The following is a 23,378-nucleotide window of genomic DNA, read 5'->3' on the forward strand; positions in this document are numbered from 1 at the left end:
AAATACCCTTATTTATCAGATATGAAATCGATCCCGAGACGATACTGGGTTTTTCCTGTAGACATACTCTTTATGTTATTGTCGTATTTTCTCGCACACCTTGTGCGTTTTGAAAACATACGATTTTTAGATAGTTACCCTGATTTTTGGGTCTGCGCCACCATTGTTGTTGTTTCGCGGAGTATTGTGTTTCTGTTTTCGGGGATTTACCGATCGTTATGGTCTTACGCCTCGTTACACGACCTTCTTTCCATCATCAAAGCCACTGTTCTTTCTTCTCTCGTTTCGACTCTTGCCCTTCTCTTCTACAATCGGTTCCATCAGTTGTCTCGGATGGTACCCATTCTCGATACACTCATCCTACTTGGGTTTTTATGCCTCAGGAGTTTGAGTTGGAGAATGCTTCGGGAACAAATTTTTAATTCTGACAAATCCAAACGAGGGACACCCATTTTACTTGTTGGTGCGGGAAAACTTGGGAGTTCTTTCTTAACAGAGATTAGACGAAATGTTGATTTGGATTACCAACCCATCGGATTTTTAGACGACAACCTTTCCAAAAAAGGTGGTTACATCCAAGGAGTTCCCATCCTCGGCGCTACTGATGAGATAGGAAAAATTTTAGTTCGTTACGGTGTAAAAAAAGTAATTATGACTGTCCCTCAACCCGACGGACGAGTTGTCAGCAAACTCATGAAAGAATGTGAAAGTGCCGGTGTGGATTTCAAAATCCTTCCGACGTTCGGAGAGTATCTTTCTGGAAAACCCAATATCACACAACTTCGCGAAGTACAAGTAGAAGACCTTTTGGGAAGGCCTACGGTTGATTTAGAAATTGAATCCATACGTTCTTATTTAGAAAAAAAAGTAATCCTCGTGACAGGAGCTGGTGGTTCTATCGGTTCAGAAATCTGTCGGCAAGTAGCACTGTTTAAACCAAGTGTATTGGTGATTTTAGATGCCGCAGAAACTCCGTTATACGAAATCGACTATGAACTTAGAAAAAGTTTTTCAGATCTCAACATTGACATTCGACCTGTCATTGCTGATGTCAAAAATCTCTCTCGTATATCTGCCATTTTTGAAGAACATAGACCTTCGGTTGTATTCCATTCTGCTGCTTACAAACACGTTCCTATGATGGAAATCAATCCTTCTGAAGCTGTTTTAAACAATGTCATGGGAACAAAAAACGTAGCCGATGTATGTCGCCTAATTGGTGTTGAACGTTTTGTTTTGATTTCCACTGATAAAGCAGTCAACCCTGTCAATGTGATGGGAGCATCCAAACGGGCTGCGGAAATTTATCTCCAACATATTTCACAAAATTCACGAACAAAATTCATTACAGTTCGTTTTGGGAACGTACTCGGATCCAATGGAAGTGTCATCCCTCGTTTTCGAGAACAGATCAAACGAGGTGGCCCTGTCACTGTCACACATCCCGATGTCATTCGTTACTTTATGACAATCCCAGAAGCCACACAACTCGTGTTACAAGCCGGAAGTATGGGTGAACATGGAGAAATATTTATTTTAGATATGGGAGAACCTGTCAAAATTCTTTCTCTTGCAGAAGAGATGATTCGTTTATCAGGATACACACCCCACAAAGACATTGCGATTGAATTTTCTGGGTTACGACCTGGAGAAAAGTTGTATGAAGAACTTCTTCTCAACCAAGAAGGGATCAAAAAAACCCACCATCCAAAAATTCGAATTGCGGCTCCTTTAGAAAATTATAATCTTCTTCTCTTTCAAAACAAATTGAACCGACTGTTCTCACTTGCCAAAGCCAACAAAAATAGAGAACTTTTTGGTGCTTTTAAAGAAATCATTCCAGAATACAAAATCCACGATGAATACATCGAGTGGGAAACTTCACATGGTAAAAGGAATTTATGAGCGAAAAACTCACCGAGGAAGAAATCACAACATTACGTGAGTTTAAGAGAGATTTATTTAATCTCTATTGGGAAAGATTTGGAGTGTTTTATATCCATGTAATGCCTCACCCCAAACTAGAAATTGGGAAACGTGGATTGCTCAATGCAGAAAAAGAATCCGGCATTGTACTTGTGTTTGGTGATAAAGCTGTAAAAGTTTTAGATAGTAAACCAGATTATTTATTTGCTGAACTACAATTTGGATCTGCTTGGGAACCTACAATGATTCCCTGGGATGCAGTGTTTCGTATTTATGATAAGTTCCAAAATTCTGCAACACAACTTCGATTTTTGCAAGTGGAAACTTCTGTGACTCCAGAAGAAAATGTATCAAAACCAAAAGTAACCAAACCTGAAGTGAGTGGGGATGGAAATGTGATCCGAGTTGATTTTGGAGGAAAAAGGAACGAATGAATTTTTTTACCATCACCAGAGGTGATCTCGACGGTTTTTTTGGTCTCATGGTAGACAACCTCATCCAACTTTTAGTTCTTTCTGCTCTCTGTTTGGGAGTTTGCGGTTTCCCACTTGGTTTTATCACTGCCGTTGTTTTGCCAGGAGCCGCTGTCTCTTTGTTAGTTGGGAATATCTTCTATGCATGGCAAGCCTGGAAATTAGGGCAAAAAACCAATCGTACAGACGTTACAGCAATCCCTTACGGGATAAATACGGTTTCTCTTTTTGCATTTGTATTTTTTGTGATGTTTCCTACTTACCAAGCCACAGGAAATTATGTTGCTGCTTGGAAAGCTGGTCTTCTTGTATCTTTTATTTCCGGTTGTATTGAAGTCATTGGATCTTTTGTGGCTGCAAAAATTCGATTGTACACTCCCAGAGCCGCTTTACTTTCTGCTTTGGCTGGGATTGCCATCACTTTTATCTCAATGGATTTTTTACTTAGGACATTTGAAAGACCGATTATCGCCTTTATCCCATTAGGTGTTATTTTATTACAATACTTTGGGAAAGTTCGTTTTCCCTTTGGAATTCCTGGTGGGCTTACCTCCGTTGTCCTTGGAATTTTATTGTCCTATCTTTCGAGTTTTTGGGGTGATCCCATTTATCAACCTGGGGCCATTGAAAATGGATTACAAACCATAGGGTTTTATTTTCCCCAACTTTCCATTAGCCCTCTCTTCGAAACCTTAACCTACGCTAATATAAAAGCCTATTTTTCTGTAATCCTTCCTATGGGAATTTTTAATGTCATTGGTTCATTACAAAACATTGAATCAGCAGAAGCATCTGGTGATAGTTTTGATACAAAAACTTCCTTACTTGTGAATGGCCTTGGAACCCTTGCTGGAACCGCTTTCGGTTCTCCTTTTCCAACAACCATTTACATTGGCCACCCAGGATGGAAGGCACTTGGCGCAAAACATAGTTACTCTGTACTTTCGGGAATATTTATGACAGTAGTGAGTTTGTTTGGACTTATGGGTCTTATCCAAGCTCTCATTCCAGTAGAAGCGGGAATGGCAATTGTACTTTGGATTGGGATTGTCATCACAAGCCAAGCCTTCCAAGCAATCCCCCGTCACCATTCCCCTGCCGTTGTAGTTGGTCTTTTGCCTGCTTTTGCTGGTTGGGCAGTCCTTATCATCCAAAATGTTTTTATCTTTTTGGATGGGAAACTTCAAACCACCTTACAGGAATTAGGTGTCAAACAAACCATTCATTTTTCCTTATCAGATATCCCTCCCCATTTAACATTTCTCCCTTATGCTTTGAGCGGAGTTCTTTCTCTTTCCCAAGGATTTCTCATCACTTCGATGGTTTGGTCCGCTATGGTGGTGTTTATCTTAGAAAGAGAATGGAAAAAAGCAGCTCTTTGGGCTGGTGTTGCAGCGATCCTTTCTGCCATTGGTTGGATACATTCTTACGAACTCCAAGGGAATGCCATTTTAAATCGTTTCACTGAATTTGCCAGTTGGGATTTCCCAATTGCTTATTTATCTCTTGCGACCTTATTTTTACTGGTTCAGTTCCTAGGTCCCAAGGAAAAACAGGCAAAATGAAACCATTAATTTGCTTGTAATCTCAAGCCAAGACTAGTACAGTTTCAGTCTAATGAATAGGTTCCATGGGAACCTTAAGGAGAACAATTTCCTATGACTTGGATCAAACGAATCGGTTTTTTCCTGTTAACCAATATTTTGATTATGACTACGATCTCTATTGTAACCACATTACTTGGTTCAATGGGATTTAGTATCCGTGCTTATGGTTTAGATCTTACGCAACTCATTGTATTCTGTTTGATGTGGGGTATGGCGGGATCTTTTATTTCGCTTTTACTTTCTAAAATGATGGCGAAGTGGACGATGGGAGTCAAAATCATCGATCCTAAAAAAGCTTCTGCACCAGAAATGGATGTGTATCGCCGAGTGCAATCACTTGCACAACGGGCTCACCTTCCCATGCCAGAAGTTGGTATTTACGAATCTCCTGAAGTGAATGCGTTTGCAACAGGACCAAGTAAATCCAGTGCCCTTGTTGCCGTATCAACAGGCCTTCTCAACCGAATGAATGCCCAAGAATTAGATGGAGTGCTTGCTCACGAACTAACACACGTTTCCAACGGTGACATGGTGACACTCACTCTCATCCAAGGTGTTGTGAACTCATTTGCGATGTTTATCTCACGTATCATTGCTTATTTGGCAGCCAATGCAGTGAAAGAAGAAATGGCACATATCGTACGAATTGTTGTGACCATCGTCCTCGACATTGCATTTTCCATTCTTGGATCTATGGCAGTGGCTTATTTCTCACGCCAACGTGAGTTCAGAGCGGATGCTGGTGGTGCCAAACTGGCGGGAAGAGAGTCTATGATTTCTGCTTTAGAATCATTACGACAAATGGTAGAAATGCCAGAAGATCCAAGAGGAGAAGCAATTGCTTCCTTTAAGATCTCTTCCAACAAAGGCGGATTTCTTTCCCTATTTGCAACCCACCCTGCATTAGAAGAAAGAATTTTAGCGCTCAAACAAATGAGATAGAAGTTTTAAAAGAGAGTTTCAGGATTCTTTGCAAAAAAGGTCGGCAAAAAATGCCGGCCTTTTTTTATTGCAAAGCCCTAGTCATCTTTGGTTTCATCCTATTATGTCCATTGTTAAATCAAAGATTCGTACCATTCCCGACTACCCAAAACCAGGAATTCTATTTCGCGATATTACTTCCCTTCTCATCGATCCAGAAGGTTTCCAACTCACCATTGGGATGTTTGTAGAACGATACCAAAATGCTAAATTGAATAAAATTGCTGCCATTGATGCGAGGGGATTTATCCCTGGAGCGGCATTGGCTTTCCAACTAGGCGTTGGATTTGTACCCATCCGAAAAAAAGGGAAATTGCCTGGCACCACCATTTCCGAGTCTTATGCATTGGAATATGGAGTGGACCATGTGGAAATTCATACAGACGCCATTAGCCCTGGGGAAAGAGTTTTGATTATGGACGATTTGATTGCCACTGGCGGAACTCTTGAAGCTTCTATCAAACTCATCCAAAACTTAAAAGGAATCGTTCATGAATGTTCAACAATCATCAACTTACCTGACTTAGGTGGAGCAAAACGAATTAAAGATACATACGGAATTGATGTATTTTCTATTTGTGAATTTGAAGGACACTGATTCCGCAAAGTAAAACTAGTAGGTATCTACTAAAAAACAAAGAGTTTTGATTAGGTTGCGGATTTCCAATCAGAATTCTTTGTTTTATCCACTCTTATACTCACTTCATTCCCGAGAAAATTCCAGCGAACCACAAAAAGTTTTTTTAGGATATGAATTCCTCTCCCCCCAGTCACTAGTTTTCGGTCCGACTCGATGGGACTTGGAATTTGACGCGGGTTGAATCCTTTCCCACTATCAATCACATATACATCGATGAACTTACGTGATTCGAATACATGTACAGTGATGATATCATCTTCCCTTTTGCCACCATGTTCCAAGGCATTGTCCAATGTTTCATCCACAAGAATCTGAAACCAAAAACTATCCATAATATGACGCCAATTTCTTTTGTCATATAAACTCCAAAGTTTTTCTTTGATGAGCCGGGAGTTGGACCTTGTGGCTGGGATTTGTTCTTCAAAGATTTTAGTAGACCTTTCAAAAATAAAAGAAAACGGATGCGTTAGATAATCCTCTGTAAAAGAATAATGGAATAAAAAAACGGTAAAACAAAAGAGAAACAATAGATTCATAAATAAAAATGAATGCAAAAAATATTTGGTTGTTAGTGGGATCCAATTTGGGAAAAAACAAAGAATCAAAAAAAAGACACAGGCAAAGAATGTGGCAAAATAAATATATTCCATAAACTTCTGAATTGCTGGGAAATTAAATCGTAGTTTGGCAATGATCAAATAAGAAAAAGCAACAAAAGCTAACACATAATAAGTGCTATAATAATATTTTAAAAGGATAAGGCTTGCGTTCGGATATACTTCATTGAGAAGACCCAGATCCACAAACAAAAGCATAATTCCCATTCCCAAGACAAAAGAACAAATGACAACCAAACGAGAAAAGTTGCGGAAGAATGTAGGAAATTGTAATCCAAAAAATAGAAGGATAAACGATTCAAAAACTAAATAGGTGGAGATGATATGGGGTTGGTTTAAGATTTGATTTTCTAAGAACAAAGTATCACAAAGGATTGTCAAATCTCCGATACAGAAAAAAGCCGCAAGAATTGAAAAACTTGTTTTCATTCTTGTCCGCGGATTCTTTCTAAATGAAACAATGCCCGCAATCAGCGAAAAAAAGGCGGTCGCTCCGAATATGGTGGATTCAAACAAACTCATGCAAAAACAGAAAAAAATTCTCCTCTCCCCGTCCCTCTTTGCGAGTACTATTTTATTTTTTATTAGTTTATTCCTTAACCCTTTGTCTGCAGAAGAACCCAGACAATCCATTGACGAAATTAAGAAATCTGTAGTCCAAATCCGAGTTTTTTCTCAAGCGAAGGACGCCTTTTCCCCTTGGATGTCATCTGGAATTTCTGCTTCAACAGGATCGGGTTTTTTAATTTCAAAGAACCGTATCCTTACCAACGCCCATGTTGTTTCTAATGCCAAATTTATGGAAACCCAACGAAATAACCAAACGGAATGGTATGAATTAAAAGTTTTGTTTATCGCCCATGACTGTGATTTGGCTTTGCTGGAAGTTTCTGATCCAAAATTCTATGAAGATAGCAATTATTTAGAATTGGGAAGTTTACCTGAACTTGCAAGTCCAGTTGATATCATTGGATATCCAATTGGAGGAAGTAAAATTTCTGTTAGTCGAGGAATTGTATCGCGAATTGAACAGTCAACATATGCACATTCACAAATTGATAGCCATTTAGTTGTCCAAGTGGACGCAGCAATCAATCCAGGAAACTCAGGTGGACCTGCCCTCCAAGATGGAAAAGTGGTTGGTGTTGCCTTCCAAGCATCCACAAAAGGAGAAAATATAGGTTATATCATTCCCACAGCGGTGATCCAACATTTTTTGAAAGACATTGAAGACGGTATTTACCATGGGTATGTTGAGTTAGGGATCCAAACACAACCCTCTTATTCCGAGTCACACAGAAAATACTATGGAATTCCCAATGGAGAAGAAGGAGTTTTTATCACAAAGGTTTTAAAGGCTGGTTCTGCTGATGGTTATTTAAAACCAGGCGATTACTTAACTGCTATTGATGGGCGTAAAATCGGTAGAAATGGAAACTTATTAGAAACAAACTCCATTGATTTTCTGGAAGTTGTAGATAACAAGTTTGCAGGGGATGAGATCCGATTCGATCTCATTAGAGACAAAAAAAAGATTAATGTAAAATTCCCTGCAAAAAAAATGATTCAAATGGAAAACCAAAGAGCTAGGTATGGAGTCAACTACGACTATCTAATGTTTGGTGGACATATTTTTCAGACGGTGAATAGAGATTTACTTGAAGCTTGGAGTAAAAACGGACAAACACAAGGAGGAAGTCTTCTAGTTTATCGGTTTTATGACGCAACTACTTTGTCTGATGGAGAATCGGAAGATGTTGTCTTGTATCGAAAATTACCTCACCCAATCAATTCGAATTCGGATTTTTATTTGAATATGGTTGTGGAATTTGTCAATGGAACAAAGGTAAAAAACCTAACCCATCTAAAAGAATTATTTCAAAGTGCAACAGACAAAACCATCCGGATTCAATTTTACGGAATTCAGCTGCCAATGATTTTGGATCGTGAAGAATCAGAAAAAGCAGATCTGGAAATAAAAAAATCATACCACCTAACAGGAAATTAAAATAATGAAATTCCTAAATCAAATTTATCGTTTAGTTTTTGTACTCTTCTTTTTATTTTTTGCCGGATTCATCCATTCAAAATCGATCCCAGTTGGTATGACAGACGCATCCATCCTCCAAGTAAAGGTGACTGTCCAATACCCACATTTTATCCAACCTTGGAGGAACAAAAATCCTGAGGTCCGACAGTCCACAGGAATTTATATAGGTGAAAACAAAATCTTAATTCCTGCGCAGGCAGTTTATTTTTACACAAGTATCGAAATTAAAAAACCTGATTCCCTTAAAGTTTTTACAGCTGAGTTAGAAAGATTAGATCCTGACTTAGGACTTGCGATTCTAAAGTTTAACGATCCAAATGCCTCAAAAGATCTAAAAGCCGTAACTTTTTCCAATGAAGTGTTTTTGCCGGGAACTGGACTTGTGATGGAAAGCAAGGACCAAAGGAGTCTGGAGGAAAAAAAAATCAGAATGATTCGTTTGGATATGGAAGCTTATGCAAGCGGATATGTGGAACTTCCCTTTATTGAAATCCAATCAGAAGAAAAATTAGATGGTGTGGGTGAACTGATCGTTGATGTAAGTTCCAGAATTCCGCAAGGGATCTTATACCAATTTAAAGAAAACAATACAGGGAGAGTGATCCCTACTTTTTCGATACGACATTTCATTGATGGAAAAAACTTTCCTTTCAAAGGATTTCGATTTAAACCATTGATTGATAGTGCCACAAGAAATCATTATGGGTTGAGAAAAGATGATTTAGGAGTCCTTGTTGCAGAAATTTATCCAGGTTCATCTGCAGATGGAGTTTTGCAATTAGAAGATGTTTTATTAGAAGTTTCTAATTTCAAAATTGATCCGAAAGGTTATTTTGATCATCCAAAATTTGGAAAACTGAATGTATCGTATTTGTTTCATAATACAAATGATACAGACTCATCCTTCGGAAAAAAAATCAAAATCAAAGTATTCCGAAACAAAAAGCCAGTTTCTCTTGAGTTAGATTTAAAACCTATCCCAGAGTCTGCCATTCGAATTCCATACGGAAACTCTCGATTTCAAACTCCCAAATATTTAATGTTAGCTGGAATCATTTTCCAAGAGTTGTCAGAACAATACCTGACTGAACATGGGAACCAATGGAGAAACCGTGTTAGTAAAGAGCTTTTATATCTGAATGACTTTTATAGAATTAAGAGGAACTCCAAAGAAGGAAAAGTGGTTTTTTTATCTCAAGTATTACCACTTTCAGGGAATAAGGCCTACCACACTGCCCACCAAATGATTCTAAAAACTGTCAACGGAGTCCAAGTCCAATCCTTGGAACAATTACAAACCTTAATTACAGAATCAGGCACACCTTACGTTCATTTTGTGATGACAGACGGATTTGAAATGATTTTCAAAAAAGAAGAAATCCAATCATTAAACGCAGAAGCCAAACAAAGTTTTCAAATCCAAAGGGATTCTAATTTTTAGAATCCCACCTGATAACCTAACTGTTTAGAAATTAAGATTACCTTAATAAGAAACAATACTAAAATGAACAAAGTAAATAACATGTATTCTTGGTAACGAACCTTATGATCAGAATTCATTAAAAACAACAAAACGGGGATAGAAAGAGTAAACATTCGCGACACGTTTTCATAAACAGACCAAAAATGATAATACCCTGCTGTCCCTACCATAAACATAATCAATAAAAAAGAAATTCGAAATTCCCAACCCTTTCGAATTTGGCCAGTAAAAGGCAAAAACAATCCTAAAAAAAATAAAACCACCAGTGGGAAACGAGATAACAACCGAGCCAAATCTTTCCAATTGGTTCCACTGGCTATAAATCGCCAAATGGATTCCATATAAGAAATTAAACCTTCCAAAGGTAAAATAAAATCAGTTAGGCGACCAGGCCTCCAATTTGGGAACCGATATGCCAGATACAAATGCCAACAAACAGGAATGACAAGAACAAAACCAACAACAATGATCCGTTTCCAATCTCTGCGAAAGACTGCAGCAAGGCCCAAAGGGAATAACAAAAACAATGCAGGTTCTTTCGTAAGAATTGCGAAACTAGAAAGAAGTACAAAAGGGATATAGTTCTCTTTTACGTAATAATAATATGCAATGATTAATATGGAAACCATCACAGAGTCACTTACCAAAACATAATAACTTCCCAAGGCAAATGGACTTAAGAGATACAAAATGGCAAAAGGTTTTATTTCCTCATTTAGAAGTTTGCGCAAATAAAAATAAGAAATAAGAGTAAGACCAATATTCCAAAAATACATTCCAAAAACTGCAATGGATTTACCAAAAAAACCAAAAAGAGCAATTAACAGAGGATAACCGATTCGCGGTGCACGATAGGATTCATCAAATCCCTTTGGCCAATTCAGATTAAATTCAGAAAGTGGGCGTGAAAAATAATAAAATATTTGGCCATCATAACCTGCTCCCAGATCTCCAGTCTCCCCTTTGAATAAGATGGCCTTCTCTGGAGTTTCTTTCTGGTTTTGTAAAGCAAACTCATAACCAAAGTTCACCATAGAACTTGGATTCCATTCATATTTTTTCCAATATGATAGAGTGCTGACTCCCCAAACCAAAACAAAAGACAAAACGGTAAGCCATTGTTTTGAATTAAAAAATAAAAAAATTGGTTTGATACGTTTAAGAACCATCTGTCAACTCCAGACTAAGAATTTAATTTTGAGTATTTATTTTTGGGATTTTTGACTCTAAAGAATTAGAAAAAATAGAACTATAAAAAAGAGCACCTTCGTATGTTAAATGGTGCGGATCAAAAAAATAACGAACATCACTTACAACTTCAGTATGATCGATTAAAGCCTGGCCACGGAGTTCTAAATGTGATTTTAAATTTAATATCCAATCTTTTCGCCATTGTGAGTCTTTGTAAAACGCAAATTCAATTGGGTTCTCCGGGCTCAAAATCAATACAAATGGGATTTTCTTTTTGTAGAAATAATCAGATAATTCAAGAATTCGATTGAATTCCAACCAAGGCTCAAATGTAACAGAGTTTACATTTTTTTTGGCTTCTCGGACAAAGTGTAACCTCCAGAGTTCATTCCTTGAACCTGCATCACGGATCATACGTTCAAAGTAATCTTTTTTAAAATCTTCGGTTGGCATTGTCACCAAACGAGTGTCATCCCAATAACTTCCGCGAGAGTAAGAACGATTTTTTGCATCTGAGTTTTTGCAAAAAAAATGAGATAGTCGAATGCCCACTCCTTCATCATTCCCATAGCGGATGAGATTTACTTCTTTTGCAGAGGACAACTCAGACAAAACTTGAATTTGTACGAGAGACCATTCTATAGAATCTGGGATCAGATTTGTCCAAACCAAATCATTCCAACCGGAACGATCATAAATTTTTTCCAATTCAAAAATTGGTTTTTGGTTGGTTAGTGCCTTCTCATCTGAATAAAAACGAAATTTTAACTTTGTATTTGGTTTCTGAGTAAAAATAGATTCTTTTGTTTTTTTTTCGGAACAAACTAACGTTGCCGATTCTTTTGTCCATCCTTTGGACCAAATTCCTTCCCTTGGCTTTTCTCCTTGGTATAAATGATACTTTCTACCACTGCGGAAATGATTGTCGATATAAACTTCGATAGGATCCCAAAAGAACACTCGGAACCGGCTCACATAAAAAAGCGATTTTGTTGCAAGTTTAGAAATTGTTTTTCTAGGTAACTCCATCCAATGATCTTTCAAATATTCATATGGATAAATAGTTTTAGCAGGATATCTTTCTCCAAATTCTTGAACCCACTTGTTTTCACTGAATTCAAATTTTCCGTTTTTAGGTTCTAAGTATTCCCATTGTAAATCTGCAAAATTATGTAAATATACCACTAAGTCGGGATGAGATTTACGAAGGTTTTCTTTATAATAAAAAAGATCCGTTGGGGCCATTGCCACATGAGAAAAAAAGGAATATTTTGTTTTTGATATATCCTTTTTGTTTAATTCATCCGGTAGAACAGAATAAAGAGCAACAGAACTTCCAGTGATGATGGTTCTATGTTTATCTTTTGTGGACTGCAACTCCTTTGTTTTGTGTATAAAGTTATACCAAGGAGAAGAATCCCATTCTGTTTCATTGGGGAATAGAAAGTAGAGATCAAAAAAAAGAATTCTATCTAATAAAAAAATCCCACCAAGTAAACCACAGGTGAGAAGAAACACTCTCCATTTCAATCCGAAACGAGATTGTTTTACGGATATTGAGGGATCAGTTTCCATTTTCTTAATAATAGTTTTTTAGCGAATTGAATGGCAAGTTTCAAAACTTTTCGATTGAAACTACTGTTTGAAAAAACATAACGGATAGGTAATTCTTTTATCGATCCATCATTATTTGCAACAATGGAAAGAGCTTCCATATGGAAATCAAAGGCAATCGATTCCAAAGGATATGCTGCAATTTTCTGAAACATAGGTTTTGAATACCTTCTGTATCCACTTGTACAATCTCTTAAGTTAGCTCCAAATAAATTGAAGATTCCTTTGGACAAACAATAATTCATTACCTTAGCAGCAAGCCAGGAAATAAACTTTCGATACAAAGGAACATTGACTGTCGAAGTCCTGGAACCAATGACCAAGTCACATATAGGGAAGGATTGAAATTCTTTCAAATAACTAGCGTCATGCGACAATCCGGCATCCATTGTAATGACCCAATCATATCCCTTTTCTACCGCATATTTCATACCGTCTTGGATTCCTTTAGGAATATGGGTATTTTTTTCATGCCGAATCACATGAAGGCGTATGCCAAATTCCTTCTGTAATTTAGCTAGAATAGCCGGCGTGGCATCCTTACTTGCATCATCCGTCACGGAAACATCCGCGTAAACAATGGCACCTCGAATCACTTCTTCAATGGTTTCAGCTTCATTGTATGCAGGGATGATGACTAAAGTTTTATTTGACATTCTAGTTTCCAGAAATATTGAAAACTTCCTTGTTCGCTTCGATCCACTTTAGAAGTCGAGTGACTCCTTCTTTTGGAAGGATTTTTGGATTAAAACCGAATTTTTTTGCTTCAGTAATATCACAAATAAAGTAACGCATGTCACCTGGTCTTTCTACTTCGAAAAGTATTTCTTGTTTTTTACCAAGAATTTCACCAATCAAATGGATACATTCTAATAGTGAAATTTTATGAGGGCTTGCACCACCAATATTATAAACACCAGGGATCGGATTTTTAAAGAACTCTAAATAAGATTTTGCACCATCTTCTGCATGTAAAATATCACGAGTTTGTTTTCCCGTTCCAAAAATACGAAGTGGCAGGCCAAATACAGAACGAATGGCAAAATTTGCGACCCAGCCATGATCTTCTCCACCAAACTGACGTTCACCATAAATCCCTGTAAATCGGAAACTCGCAGCCTTTACACCATACATATCCGTATAAGAACGTACATAATGTTCAGCACTCATTTTCGAAGCATGAAGAGGAGAAATTTGACCCACCATAGTTGGCTGTGTGACAGGGATTTCTACTGGATTTCTTTCGTAAGAAGTTTTCCCTTCCGTTAAACTATCGTTAATTGAATTGCCATAAACATGGATGGAAGAAGTATTCACGACTGGAATTTTATGTTTCCTCGCCGCTTCCATAACATTAAATGTTCCGATCACGTTGGTTGAAAAATCAAGTTCCGGGTCTTCCCAAGAAATGGTCATGGCTGGTTGTGCGGCTGTATGGATGATATAATCACAATCTGCAGAACGATCCATAAGGTGTTCTAAATTTCGAATGTCACCTTTTACCATCGTGACACCAATAGACTTCAAATAATTCCAGTTATAATCACGAGTGGCGTCAGATCCATAACCTGTGCGTTTTAATTCATATTTTGTCATGTTGTCAAAACTAACAACATCCCAACCTTCTTTACGGAATAATTCACAAACATGGGATCCCAAAAATCCGCATCCGCCTGTTACCAATACTTTATTCGCCATCGCGATCTTCTCCTAGGTAAAACTTTTTAGATAAAATTAATTTCATTATATGTATGGAATCAGAAATCATATCACGCAATCGATATTCCACTTGCCCTACTGGTTTAAAATAAGAAACAGGGATTTCAATACAACGCATATGTGACCTTACGATATCGATCATTAGTTCTACAATGAACTTACGATCTTCAACAACAAGTTGTGGTTTAACTCGTTCATAAGATTCTCGCCAAACAGAAAAAAATTGGCAATCCACATCCGTAAATCGAGGTTCTTGTCCCCACCAAAACACTTCCACCAATTTTCCCATTAGTAAATTTACCAAACGATAAAGGGGTTTTAAGTTCGAACCCTGTTCGATCATCTGCCTTGTGGTGCGAGTCCCAATCACCATATCCGAATCTTTCATGTATTCGAGTAGTTTAGGGAAGTCTTTGGATCTAAAAGATCCATCAGGCGAAACAACAACAATGATATCACCTGTTGCGTATTCGATTCCCCTTCTTACTTGTTCTCCAAGTCTTGTGGGATCCCCATCACCAGGGAAGGTGTAAGTTTTTACTTTCTCTTTTTTGCTGAGAGTCAAGGTCTCATCAGTAGATTCATTATCAATGACAATGATTTCGTTGAATTTGTCTTTAAAATCAACTATCACATCCGTGATAGATCTTTCATTATTATTAGTTGGGATGACCAAACTGGTTTTAAACTTATGAAATAAGTCATTCCTTACTTCATAAACTGCATGATAATAATCTTGCATGGAGTTGATGTTGAAGTATTCGCAACTGAGCATGGTTGCATACACTCCTCCTTTGGACTCCTTCGCCATTTTATCTATGACATCCGTGATTTCGATTACACCTGACTTTGGTGATGCGGGAGTTTTTTTAAAAAACTCAAAATATTCTGGAGTAAAAAAATAACTACCCAATCCTAAAAGTTCATTGGGAGGGTTTTCAGGTTTTTCAACTAAATTTAGAATTTTATCATTCTCTAATACTACTGAATAATTTTTGCGAATTCTTGACAGTAAGGATGTTTTGACAATCCCAATAGAAGCTGCCATATTAGGATGTTTCTTTAAAACTTTTAAGAAGACATCATGGTCCGTTCGATAATAGAATTCATCCCCAAGGATTGTTAGAAAAGGTTCATGAATGGTTTTTTCAAGACTTGCCACATCGGAAGCTAACCCTTTCTCAGTCCAATTGACTGGTTCAATGACCACTTTGGGCAAAACGGAACGGATGTGCTCAATCTCTGCAATGATTTGTTCTTTGAGGTGGCCAACGAGTACATAGACCTTTTCAATTCCAAAGGTCTTCACCATAAGCTCCACATTTCTATGGAGAATGGACTTTCCTTCAATGACGAAGAGAGGTTTTGGAATGAAGCTGGTTCGGGGATATGCTCGGGTTCCTTTTCCGGCAGCCGCAATGACCCCAATTCTGATCTTTTTCAATGTAAAAGGAAAGTCCCTGAAATGGACTAGTGGGTCAATTAGAAAAGGTTCGTTTCCATCGGTAGAATTGCAAACCAGGTTGGGAACGATATCCCTGGAAGGGCTCCCAAATCCGCTTAGAAGGATTCCAGGACTTTTCTGGGTCTTTGCCACCAAGTCCATTCAGATGGAAGCCCCAAATGCCTTCTGTCGTGATTTGAGGTGCATCAAAACGAATCGCCACTGGATCCCCGGGGTGATGGTCCAAAACATAGGGCATCGGCACATCTTTCCAAGTTCCAAGCAAAGACACAGAAAGCACGAGAGGGCCTGGTCCAAAAGGTCCCAGCCGAAACTCCAGATGATCGCAATCAAACCGCCTTAGGAGGGCCATTTTTTTCCCCCAAGTCTCTGTGGCTCGGATCTGGCAAGCTTCTGGAACAAGAACGAGATCCTGACCTTCCCGGGTCACTTTTCCTACAAATAATACCTCTTCCCAACCACGGGATTTTTGGAACCGGAGCTCCTGCGCATTGTAAAAAGAGTTTCCCTTCTCCGTAAAAATCTCTATTCCTAGGATTAGGTAGCCATTTTCCGTAGGGAGCCTTTCGGAAAAATAGAGACCGTCAAGTGACTTTGCAAAGTTTGGATTCGTCCAAAAGAATATCAGGGAAAAAAGGCCAGCTACTAGGAATTTATGCATTTAAAACGACTGATCCTTTTTCCTTTCTTCCTTTTAACATCATTCACATTTAATTGCAACCCACTCAATCCACAAATAGAAAAAAATAACGATCTGGTTTTGCTTCTGGGAGCCTATTCTTTGTTGGGTAGTAACTGTGTGAATGGTCCCGATCTCTGGGCTAGGAATTTAATCACACAGTCAAGTGTTTGTGTTCCTGTTGATTTGGTTAGTTCAGGTACCAATGTGGAAGTTTATAAAGAAAGGTCCCTATTTGTAAATTACGACTTATTAAAATTTGCAAACGATTTTGATACAATTACTTATCCTGCACTCATCAATACTTTTGGTGCACCAAGTGATATCGATGGAGATGGGAAAGTAAAAATCCTCGTGATGGACATTCGTGATGGCGCCACAGCAAACAGCGCTTATGTGGCAGGTTATTTTGACCCTATCAATTATTTTCCTGACAATGTATTTTCTAGGGTTAGATCCAATTATGCAGAAGTATTGTACTTAGATGGCAAGGAACTAATTGCAGCTCTCACTCGTGATCCCAATGCATTTGCATCAACAGCTGCTCACGAATTCCAACATTTACTCCGTTATCCAAGGATGCGTGCCTTAAACCAAACCGATGAACTGTGGATCAACGAAGGAACCAGTGAAGTTGCCAGTGACATTGCAGGTTATGGGCCTCAAACCAGTCGATTGGATTGTTATTCTGGAGTAAATGATTCTCGTTGTTCCGATGGGATCAATGGTGTTTCCCTTTTAGATTGGGACAGTAGTAGTTCCGATGTTCTGAAACAATATTCTTTTGCTTATGTATTTATGCGTTATCTCTATGACATCTCAGGAACCACTGACCCACAAAGACAAAACTTCTTTAGGGAAACAGTGATCGGGACTTCTGGCACAAGGGCCAATTCAACTGGGAATTTAATGAATTTATTTAGAAATACAACGTTTGCTCCCAATTTTGATGCTGCATTACTCGGCAACCAGAACTCTGATGTATTCTTTCGACTCTTTGCCCTTCTCACGGCACAAAGTTATCAGCTTGTCGATCTTACTTCCGTACAGCAGGTGGCTAGTGATGGTGCTGCTCCCACTAACATTAACTTATCGACTGCTCTAGCAAGATACCCCTTACCCACAAGCCTTTCAAGGATTGTTACAAATCCTGTCACACCCACAACCTACAAAACCACGATCAAACAAGGTTCAGCAAATTTTTATACCGCATCTATGGGTACACCGGCCATTCCGGGAAGTACAAGAAAGAACTATGGAAGGGTGACTGCAGCTACCACAAAAGGAATTTTCTTTTGGGCTGACTCACCCTCTGGGCTCGTTGCCAATATGAAGTATGTGCAAACAAACGAAGGAGGAACCACTCTCACGATTCCCAAAAAACCAAGATCCCTCAAGTCAGTAATTGAATCCTCAACAGGGCCTATCCCCATTTGCGGAATTGAGTTTACAGATGATCTGGTTCGTACTTCCGAAAGTATTCCAATAGAATAGAACGCATTAGACTTCGGTAACAATCTTTTGCTACGTGGCCTCCATCTGCGAACGCATTACAGGTATAAGATGGATCGTTTTTAAGTTTTAAAATTGAAAAGTTTCGACTTGTTGTGATTTGATCGATTTCTTTTTCCCAAGTTTTGACTAATGTTTCTTTTTCCATCAATGTTTCAAAATCTGGTGACGAAAGAGGCCAAACAATGACTGTTTTGATATTTTCCTCTTTTAAACGATCCAAAATCTTTTCATAAAACCCAAATTGCATTGGGCTACGAACATAAGAAGCAAATAACCAATCCAAAGTTCTATGACTTGTCATTTGTAAGGAATTCGAATCTTTCTCCATATAATTATCAATTGGAGAAAGTCCATTCCCGTTATGGCTTAGAATATAATCATAAGTTGCCTTATGCATTCCGATGGCATTGTCCAAATATGGATTTTTATAATTTTTCCACATTTGGTCTATATAGGGTTTATAAGTTCCAACTGCAAAAAGTTTACGACCTAAATAAAAAGAAACATGGTCTTTGCCAAACAAACCAAGATTGGACAAAACATAAGATAAATCAAAACTATAAGTGAGGTTAGAACTTTTGAATACGGAATTTTGGTTAAATTGATTTGGGTCCGTTTCCATAATGACCAAGTCAGGTTTGATCCCCGCATCCAATATCTTTGTCAGTTGGAAATCGTAATATGCTGGCGTTGTTACTGCAGAAGAAAGATTATAAATCTCCCAATCTGGATAAAACGAAACCAATTCATCGTGATCAAAATAAAGAAGGCGAGAGGATCCCAAAATGATCATGATTTTTTTTGTTTTTGGGGAACCCACTCCCGGTTTTTCGGCGATTAGTTTTTCTAGAAAGTCTGATTTTGCTTTATAGTTAACTGCCGTTAAATCAATCTTGGTAATGGTTTGAATATAGGGGATTCGAAATATAGAATCTACCAAAAACAAAAATAGTAAAAGAATAACCGGGTAAAAAAGGAACCGCGCCTTGAGCATATCTGAAAGGAGAAAGGAAATGGATTTAATTGTAAAGCGAATTGAGATACCTCCCCCGTGCTTTCAGCCGAGGGAGAGGAAAGTTTAAGCGACTTGTGTGCGAGCGAGTTTACGTTTCTTTTTCAGATTGACAAACCAATCATCCGCATTGCGAACATGGCTTACCAATTTTTTTACATATTCCCTGTTTTCAGGATTCAAAATCTCACGCGCTTCTTGGATGATTTCTTCCACCGTTTTTACATGAAAGGTAAAATAACTAGTGAAGAGTTCGTAATATTCTCTATCAGTATTTTCCCAGTCCTTTGACTGAATGTCTGCGTAAAATTCAGATAACTGTGGTATGTCGATCTCAGGTGTCGCATCAAAATGATTGTTCATCATTGCGATCCGGTCAGTTATATCAGTTAATTTCTGGAAATACGTTTCCAATTCGGGATATTCCATCTTCCAGCCCTCCTTAACAACCCTTACTTTTACCAGGATTTTAGAAAGGCCTTGGAGATCAAGATTTTTTAAAAAATTTTGTGATGTCTGGGTTTTGTTTTAAGAAGTCTTTTAAATGAACTGCTTGTCCATCCCAAGCCTCTTTGGCTCCTTCAATCCAAACATCAGAACCTTCTCCATCCGGGAAACCCCCGTTAACAATGGTTAATTGAGATAAATTTGGTCCTTTAGATTCAAATAATAATTGTAAATAAATTGCACCAGTTGGATCGGCAGGATGGTCTTTCCATTCCATTACCAGTTCTTTTAACGGTTCAATTTTTTTATAAATGCCATGAGTGGTGAAATCACCTTCCAAACCTAATTTCCAAGTCCATGAGAAGTCCCCACCCACTTTTGGTCTTCCCCTTACCTCATCTGCCAACCAATGAACTAACACTTCATAGACGGTAACACCCGACCACAATCGTTCTATTGGTTCATCAAAAGTAAATACAGACTTTGTTTCTCTCATAGACAGAGTAGTAAAGAGATGGGTTTTCCTTGGCAAGATGTTTTTTGGAGGACAACTACCGACAGGTTCCCCTACCGGTAGTCAGGTTTAGTACGAATTTAGAGATTCAGATTGTTTGGCCTTACATAAACTGATTGTACAACACTGATGTTTCGCATCTGGAAAGCAGCTGCACAATAAGCCAAATAATATCTCCATTTTCTAATAAAAGTTTCGCTATACCCTTGGTTTCTTACCTCTGTCAGGTTCTCTTCAAATGCCTTTAACCAAAGTCTAAGTGTCTTCGCATAACTTAGTCCCATATCTTCCAAGTGAAACAAATACATATCTCCTGTACGGTTGATGGCTTGGTTCATACGACCAATAGATGGCAATAACGAACCAGGGAAAATATGTTTCTGAATGAAATCGATTCCGTTTTTGAACGAGGTAAACCTAGAGTCAGGACAAGTGATAACTTGTAAGGCCATAATTCCTTCTTTTGTCAAAAGGTCTTGGCACTTTTGAAAGAAGGTTTCGTAATATGCATCCCCTACTGCTTCTAACATTTCTACAGATACAATTTTAGTAAATTGTCCTTCGATCTTTCGGTAGTCTTCAATTCGAATTTCAATTTTGTCAGAAAGTCCTTCTTTTTGGATTCTTTCTTTGGCATAAACATACTGTTCTTCTGACAAGGTAACAGTTGTCACACGGCAACCGTAATTTTTTGCCGCATGAATGGATAAAAATCCCCAACCACTTCCAATTTCCAAAAGATGATCTGCAGGATTTAGTTTTAACTTTTGGCAAAGTTTATCCACTTTTCTAGTTTGGGCTTCTTCCAAACTATCTTCCAAAGATTCAAAATAAGCAGAGCTATAGGTCATCGAAGGATCAAGAAACAATTTATAAAATTTGTTCCCTAAATCATAATGTTCTACGATATTCTTTTTACTTCCCGTTAAGGTGTTTTTTCTTAAAAAATGTAAGAATTTATTGCCTAAATTGAATAAATCCAAGTGAAAAAGTTTCTTTTTAGCACCGGAAAGACTAGGACTATCATCCACATTCAAAATAAACCAAGAGATTACATTTTCAATGGAATCGGTTTCCCAATCTCCCGTTAAGTACGATTCTGAAAATCCAATATCCCCGTATAACACTGATTTCTTGAAAAAAACTGGGTTTTTTACGTGGATCAATGCTGAATGAAATTTTGGCTCAAAAGAAGAACTTACATCTCCAATGATCACTTGTTCACCATTAGGGAAGATCATCCGAAGGGATCCTCGTTTCATGGAACTCATGGCTTTCAAAAATATTTTCCTATAAATGGGAAATTGTTCTAATGTAGACTTGTTCTTTAATTCGGTAAAAAGTTTTGAATCAATCGTGTCTTGTAAGAGGGACTGGTTCTGTGATTTTTCCAAGGGGAACTCCTGTTTGTTTCTCTAAGTTTTGGTGTTTCTGAATGTACGGAATTTTTTTGATCCAAAGTTTGAACGCTTGCCAATGAATCAATGTTATTATTTTGACGGTGATGAATGGAAATTGGGTAAAAAGTTTTAATAAGTATTTTGATTGGAATGGAATTTTTTTTCCAATAAAGGATGTGGTTAAAATTCGTTTTCCATTTTCGAAAGAGTCGACACCAATCTGCAATTGATCATTCGGTAAGTTCAATCGAAACTCAAATTCGGAATCCAAACTGATAAAAGGAGAGACATAAAAATTCTTTGGTTCTCGGATATAAACTTCAGGATCAGCAATTGTTCCTTTGGCTTGTTTAAAATAACCAACGTAAGGTTTGATTTCCCCAAAGGTATTCCCCACTTCTGCAATGGATACTAGTGGCTTCCCATTCGTATCATAACAAAAATAAAAACTTACCGGATTAAAAACATATCCTAGGACCCGAAGGTTGGTGAGAAGAAATATCTTTCCAATGTCCTTAACACCCGAAGCCTCTAAAAAAGACTTAACGTTTTCATAAATTGTTCCTTTTTCAAATTGGATATGGTCTTTATCATAAAAGGAAAATAAATTAAAACGGTTCCTGGAAAACCAAACACTATTGTGGGCCAATTGGTCTATTTCCGAAAGATCCAAATAAAAATTAAAAATCCGGTATTGGAATTTGTTTGGTTTAGGAGCGGTACGTGCATGGAACACGTCCGCTTCGTACATACAAGAGTTTAAGTCCATGGGCCCCTTTTTAGTATGCTACGTGAAACATTCACGGCTGATAAAAATCCATCTTCATGAAATCCATACCGAAAGTATGCACCCGCATAATAAATTGGACCTGATTCGTTTAACTCAAACAATCGATTTTGTCCAAGAGAAGCCTCTACAGAAAAAAGTGGGTGTTCATAATCGATTTTTTTTATGATTTTATCTTTTGCCACACGATCCGGATCATTGATGGTCACAAAATAATTTTGTTTTTTGGAAACATTTTGCAAACGATTCATCCAATAGATTGTATAAGGATTTAGTTTTCCCATTCCATCTTCGACAATTTTATAATTCCAACTGGACCAACAAGAAGCCAGTTTTGGCATATCACTTGCATCTGTATGTAAAGTGGCGGTATTGTGTTGGTACTTGTAAAGTGGGAGAAGTTCTGACTCCAATTTTGTAGGATTTCCTAACATTTTTGCAGAAATATGGCCATGAGTGGCAAGTAAAACCTTATCAAAAATTTCCTTTTTTCCTTCGCCAAACACAAGTTCCACTTTTCCATCACCTGTTCGGTTCACTTGTTTGACGGGAGAATTCAAACGAAATCTGTTTTGGATCGGTGGGATGATTCGTTTGATATACTCATGAGACCCGCCATCCACCGTATACCATTGGTGTTGGGTGTTCAGCCCTAAAAATCCATGGTGATAAAAAAATCGAATGAGGGACTTAGCGGGAAATTCTAACATCAAATCAGGAGGGGTCGACCAAACCGCTGAACTCATCGGGATTAAATAGAAGTTTAAAATGTCTTTTCCATACCCGAATGCCTCCATGTACCGACCCAAATCCCAAGTGTCGTATTTAGGATCGTCTAAAATTTTCGGAGCCGATTTGTTAAACCGGTCGATCTCCAGTAACATCTTCAAATACCTAGGTCGAAATAGATTTTTTTTCTGGGCGAATAATCCCGATAGACCTGAACCACAAAACTCTAATTTGGTGGGATCGTGTTGCACACTAAATGACATATCCGATTTTTTTGTCGGAACATTTAACGTTTGGAAAAGTCTAAGAAGATTAGGATAAGTCACATGATTGAAAACAATGAATCCCGTATCAATGGGGATGTTTACCCCATCTTCTTTCACCATCACCGTATTCGTATGACCTCCGATATAATCGGCACTGTCAAAAATAGTTAAATCAAAATCATTTTTTAAAAAATATGCGGAGCCAAGACCTGCGATCCCTGTTCCAACAATAGCTAAAGTTTCTTTCACTAGTTTCCCTTTTT

21 protein-coding genes are annotated in these 23,378 nt (G+C 37.9%); 8 read left to right on the plus strand and 13 right to left on the minus strand.

Going from position 1 to position 23,378, the window contains the following annotated elements:
- Nucleotides 1-21: 21 nt before the first annotated feature.
- The 5 genes from EHR01_RS09175 to EHR01_RS09195 all read left to right on the plus strand — a co-directional run bounded on the left by EHR01_RS09175 (nucleotide 22) and on the right by EHR01_RS09195 (nucleotide 5,585).
- Nucleotides 22-1,905: a polysaccharide biosynthesis protein gene (locus tag EHR01_RS09175; protein WP_208721757.1), complete on the plus strand. Its 1,884-nt coding sequence runs from the start codon at nucleotides 22-24 to the stop codon at nucleotides 1,903-1,905.
- Nucleotides 1,902-2,360, plus strand: coding sequence for a ClpXP protease specificity-enhancing factor SspB (locus tag EHR01_RS09180; RefSeq protein ID WP_135694491.1), 459 nt, complete (start codon nucleotides 1,902-1,904; stop codon nucleotides 2,358-2,360). Before EHR01_RS09175 ends, EHR01_RS09180 begins: the two co-directional genes overlap by 4 nt.
- Nucleotides 2,357-3,964: an NCS2 family permease gene (locus EHR01_RS09185; RefSeq protein WP_135694493.1), complete on the plus strand. Its 1,608-nt coding sequence runs from the start codon at nucleotides 2,357-2,359 to the stop codon at nucleotides 3,962-3,964. The genes EHR01_RS09180 and EHR01_RS09185 overlap by 4 nt, the downstream gene beginning before the upstream one ends.
- Before the next feature lie 93 nt (nucleotides 3,965-4,057).
- Complete coding sequence (gene htpX / locus EHR01_RS09190; RefSeq protein ID WP_135694496.1) at nucleotides 4,058-4,948, plus strand: protease HtpX; 891 nt, start codon at nucleotides 4,058-4,060, stop codon at nucleotides 4,946-4,948.
- Between the two features lie 103 nt (nucleotides 4,949-5,051).
- A complete protein-coding gene (locus EHR01_RS09195; protein ID WP_135694497.1) occupies nucleotides 5,052-5,585 on the plus strand; it encodes an adenine phosphoribosyltransferase in 534 nt (177 codons plus the stop codon).
- A 50-nt stretch (nucleotides 5,586-5,635) separates the two neighbouring features.
- Here the strand turns inward: EHR01_RS09195 and EHR01_RS09200 are convergent, their stop codons facing one another.
- Entirely contained in the window at nucleotides 5,636-6,673 is a 1,038-nt protein-coding gene (locus EHR01_RS09200) for an ATP-binding protein (protein ID WP_135694498.1), read from the minus strand.
- A gap of 31 nt (nucleotides 6,674-6,704) precedes the next feature.
- On the opposite strand from EHR01_RS09200, the gene EHR01_RS09205 reads away from it, so the two are divergent.
- The gene (locus tag EHR01_RS09205) at nucleotides 6,705-8,252 is read left to right on the plus strand and encodes a S1C family serine protease (protein WP_135694499.1); all 1,548 of its coding nucleotides are present in this window, start codon (nucleotides 6,705-6,707) and stop codon (nucleotides 8,250-8,252) included.
- 4 nt (nucleotides 8,253-8,256) lie between these two features.
- Nucleotides 8,257-9,735 carry a PDZ domain-containing protein gene (locus EHR01_RS09210; protein WP_135694500.1) on the plus strand — a complete coding sequence of 493 codons (1,479 nt, stop codon included), beginning with the start codon at nucleotides 8,257-8,259 and terminating at the stop codon, nucleotides 9,733-9,735.
- Here the strand turns inward: EHR01_RS09210 and EHR01_RS09215 are convergent.
- The 6 genes from EHR01_RS09215 to EHR01_RS09240 are packed head-to-tail and all read right to left on the minus strand — an operon-like array spanning nucleotide 9,732 to nucleotide 16,427.
- Entirely contained in the window at nucleotides 9,732-10,946 is a 1,215-nt protein-coding gene (locus tag EHR01_RS09215; protein ID WP_135694501.1) for an AZOBR_p60025 family cell surface glycopolymer formation protein, read from the minus strand. The genes EHR01_RS09210 and EHR01_RS09215 overlap by 4 nt on opposite strands.
- Nucleotides 10,947-10,968: 22 nt before the next feature.
- The gene (locus EHR01_RS09220) at nucleotides 10,969-12,543 is read right to left on the minus strand and encodes a hypothetical protein (RefSeq protein WP_244310040.1); all 1,575 of its coding nucleotides are present in this window, start codon (nucleotides 12,541-12,543) and stop codon (nucleotides 10,969-10,971) included.
- A complete protein-coding gene (locus EHR01_RS09225) occupies nucleotides 12,516-13,238 on the minus strand; it encodes a glycosyltransferase family 2 protein (RefSeq protein ID WP_135694502.1) in 723 nt (240 codons plus the stop codon). The genes EHR01_RS09220 and EHR01_RS09225 overlap by 28 nt, the downstream gene beginning before the upstream one ends.
- 1 nt (nucleotide 13,239) lies before the next feature.
- A complete protein-coding gene (locus EHR01_RS09230; protein ID WP_135694503.1) occupies nucleotides 13,240-14,280 on the minus strand; it encodes an NAD-dependent epimerase/dehydratase family protein in 1,041 nt (346 codons plus the stop codon).
- Entirely contained in the window at nucleotides 14,270-15,745 is a 1,476-nt protein-coding gene (locus tag EHR01_RS09235; RefSeq protein WP_135694504.1) for a nucleotidyltransferase family protein, read from the minus strand. The genes EHR01_RS09230 and EHR01_RS09235 overlap by 11 nt, the downstream gene beginning before the upstream one ends.
- Before the next feature lie 34 nt (nucleotides 15,746-15,779).
- Entirely contained in the window at nucleotides 15,780-16,427 is a 648-nt protein-coding gene (locus tag EHR01_RS09240; RefSeq protein ID WP_135694505.1) for a hypothetical protein, read from the minus strand.
- Nucleotides 16,428-16,565: 138 nt separating this feature from the next.
- Between EHR01_RS09240 and EHR01_RS09245 the strand changes: the two genes are divergently transcribed.
- Nucleotides 16,566-17,939 carry a peptidase MA family protein gene (locus EHR01_RS09245; RefSeq protein WP_135694536.1) on the plus strand — a complete coding sequence of 458 codons (1,374 nt, stop codon included), beginning with the start codon at nucleotides 16,566-16,568 and terminating at the stop codon, nucleotides 17,937-17,939.
- On the opposite strand, the gene EHR01_RS09250 is transcribed toward EHR01_RS09245, so the two are convergent.
- From EHR01_RS09250 to EHR01_RS09275, 6 genes are all read right to left on the minus strand, one after another.
- The gene (locus EHR01_RS09250) at nucleotides 17,893-18,906 is read right to left on the minus strand and encodes a DUF1574 domain-containing protein (protein ID WP_244310041.1); all 1,014 of its coding nucleotides are present in this window, start codon (nucleotides 18,904-18,906) and stop codon (nucleotides 17,893-17,895) included. The two genes, EHR01_RS09245 and EHR01_RS09250, sit on opposite strands and share 47 nt — an antisense overlap.
- Nucleotides 18,907-19,038: 132 nt before the next feature.
- Nucleotides 19,039-19,401: a PLU-1-like domain protein gene (locus EHR01_RS09255; protein ID WP_100719635.1), complete on the minus strand. Its 363-nt coding sequence runs from the start codon at nucleotides 19,399-19,401 to the stop codon at nucleotides 19,039-19,041.
- A 58-nt stretch (nucleotides 19,402-19,459) separates the two neighbouring features.
- A complete protein-coding gene (locus EHR01_RS09260; protein WP_135694537.1) occupies nucleotides 19,460-19,915 on the minus strand; it encodes an SRPBCC family protein in 456 nt (151 codons plus the stop codon).
- Nucleotides 19,916-20,013: 98 nt separating this feature from the next.
- Entirely contained in the window at nucleotides 20,014-21,327 is a 1,314-nt protein-coding gene (locus tag EHR01_RS09265) for an SAM-dependent methyltransferase (protein WP_135694507.1), read from the minus strand.
- Nucleotides 21,284-22,084, minus strand: coding sequence for a DUF1365 domain-containing protein (locus tag EHR01_RS09270; protein ID WP_135694538.1), 801 nt, complete (start codon nucleotides 22,082-22,084; stop codon nucleotides 21,284-21,286). The genes EHR01_RS09265 and EHR01_RS09270 overlap by 44 nt, the downstream gene beginning before the upstream one ends.
- 8 nt (nucleotides 22,085-22,092) lie before the next feature.
- Nucleotides 22,093-23,364: an NAD(P)/FAD-dependent oxidoreductase gene (locus tag EHR01_RS09275; RefSeq protein WP_135694508.1), complete on the minus strand. Its 1,272-nt coding sequence runs from the start codon at nucleotides 23,362-23,364 to the stop codon at nucleotides 22,093-22,095.
- Between the last annotated feature and the right edge of the window lie 14 nt (nucleotides 23,365-23,378).

It is taken from the genome of Leptospira mtsangambouensis (assembly GCF_004770475.1).
Lineage (GTDB): Bacteria > Spirochaetota > Leptospiria > Leptospirales > Leptospiraceae > Leptospira_A > Leptospira_A mtsangambouensis.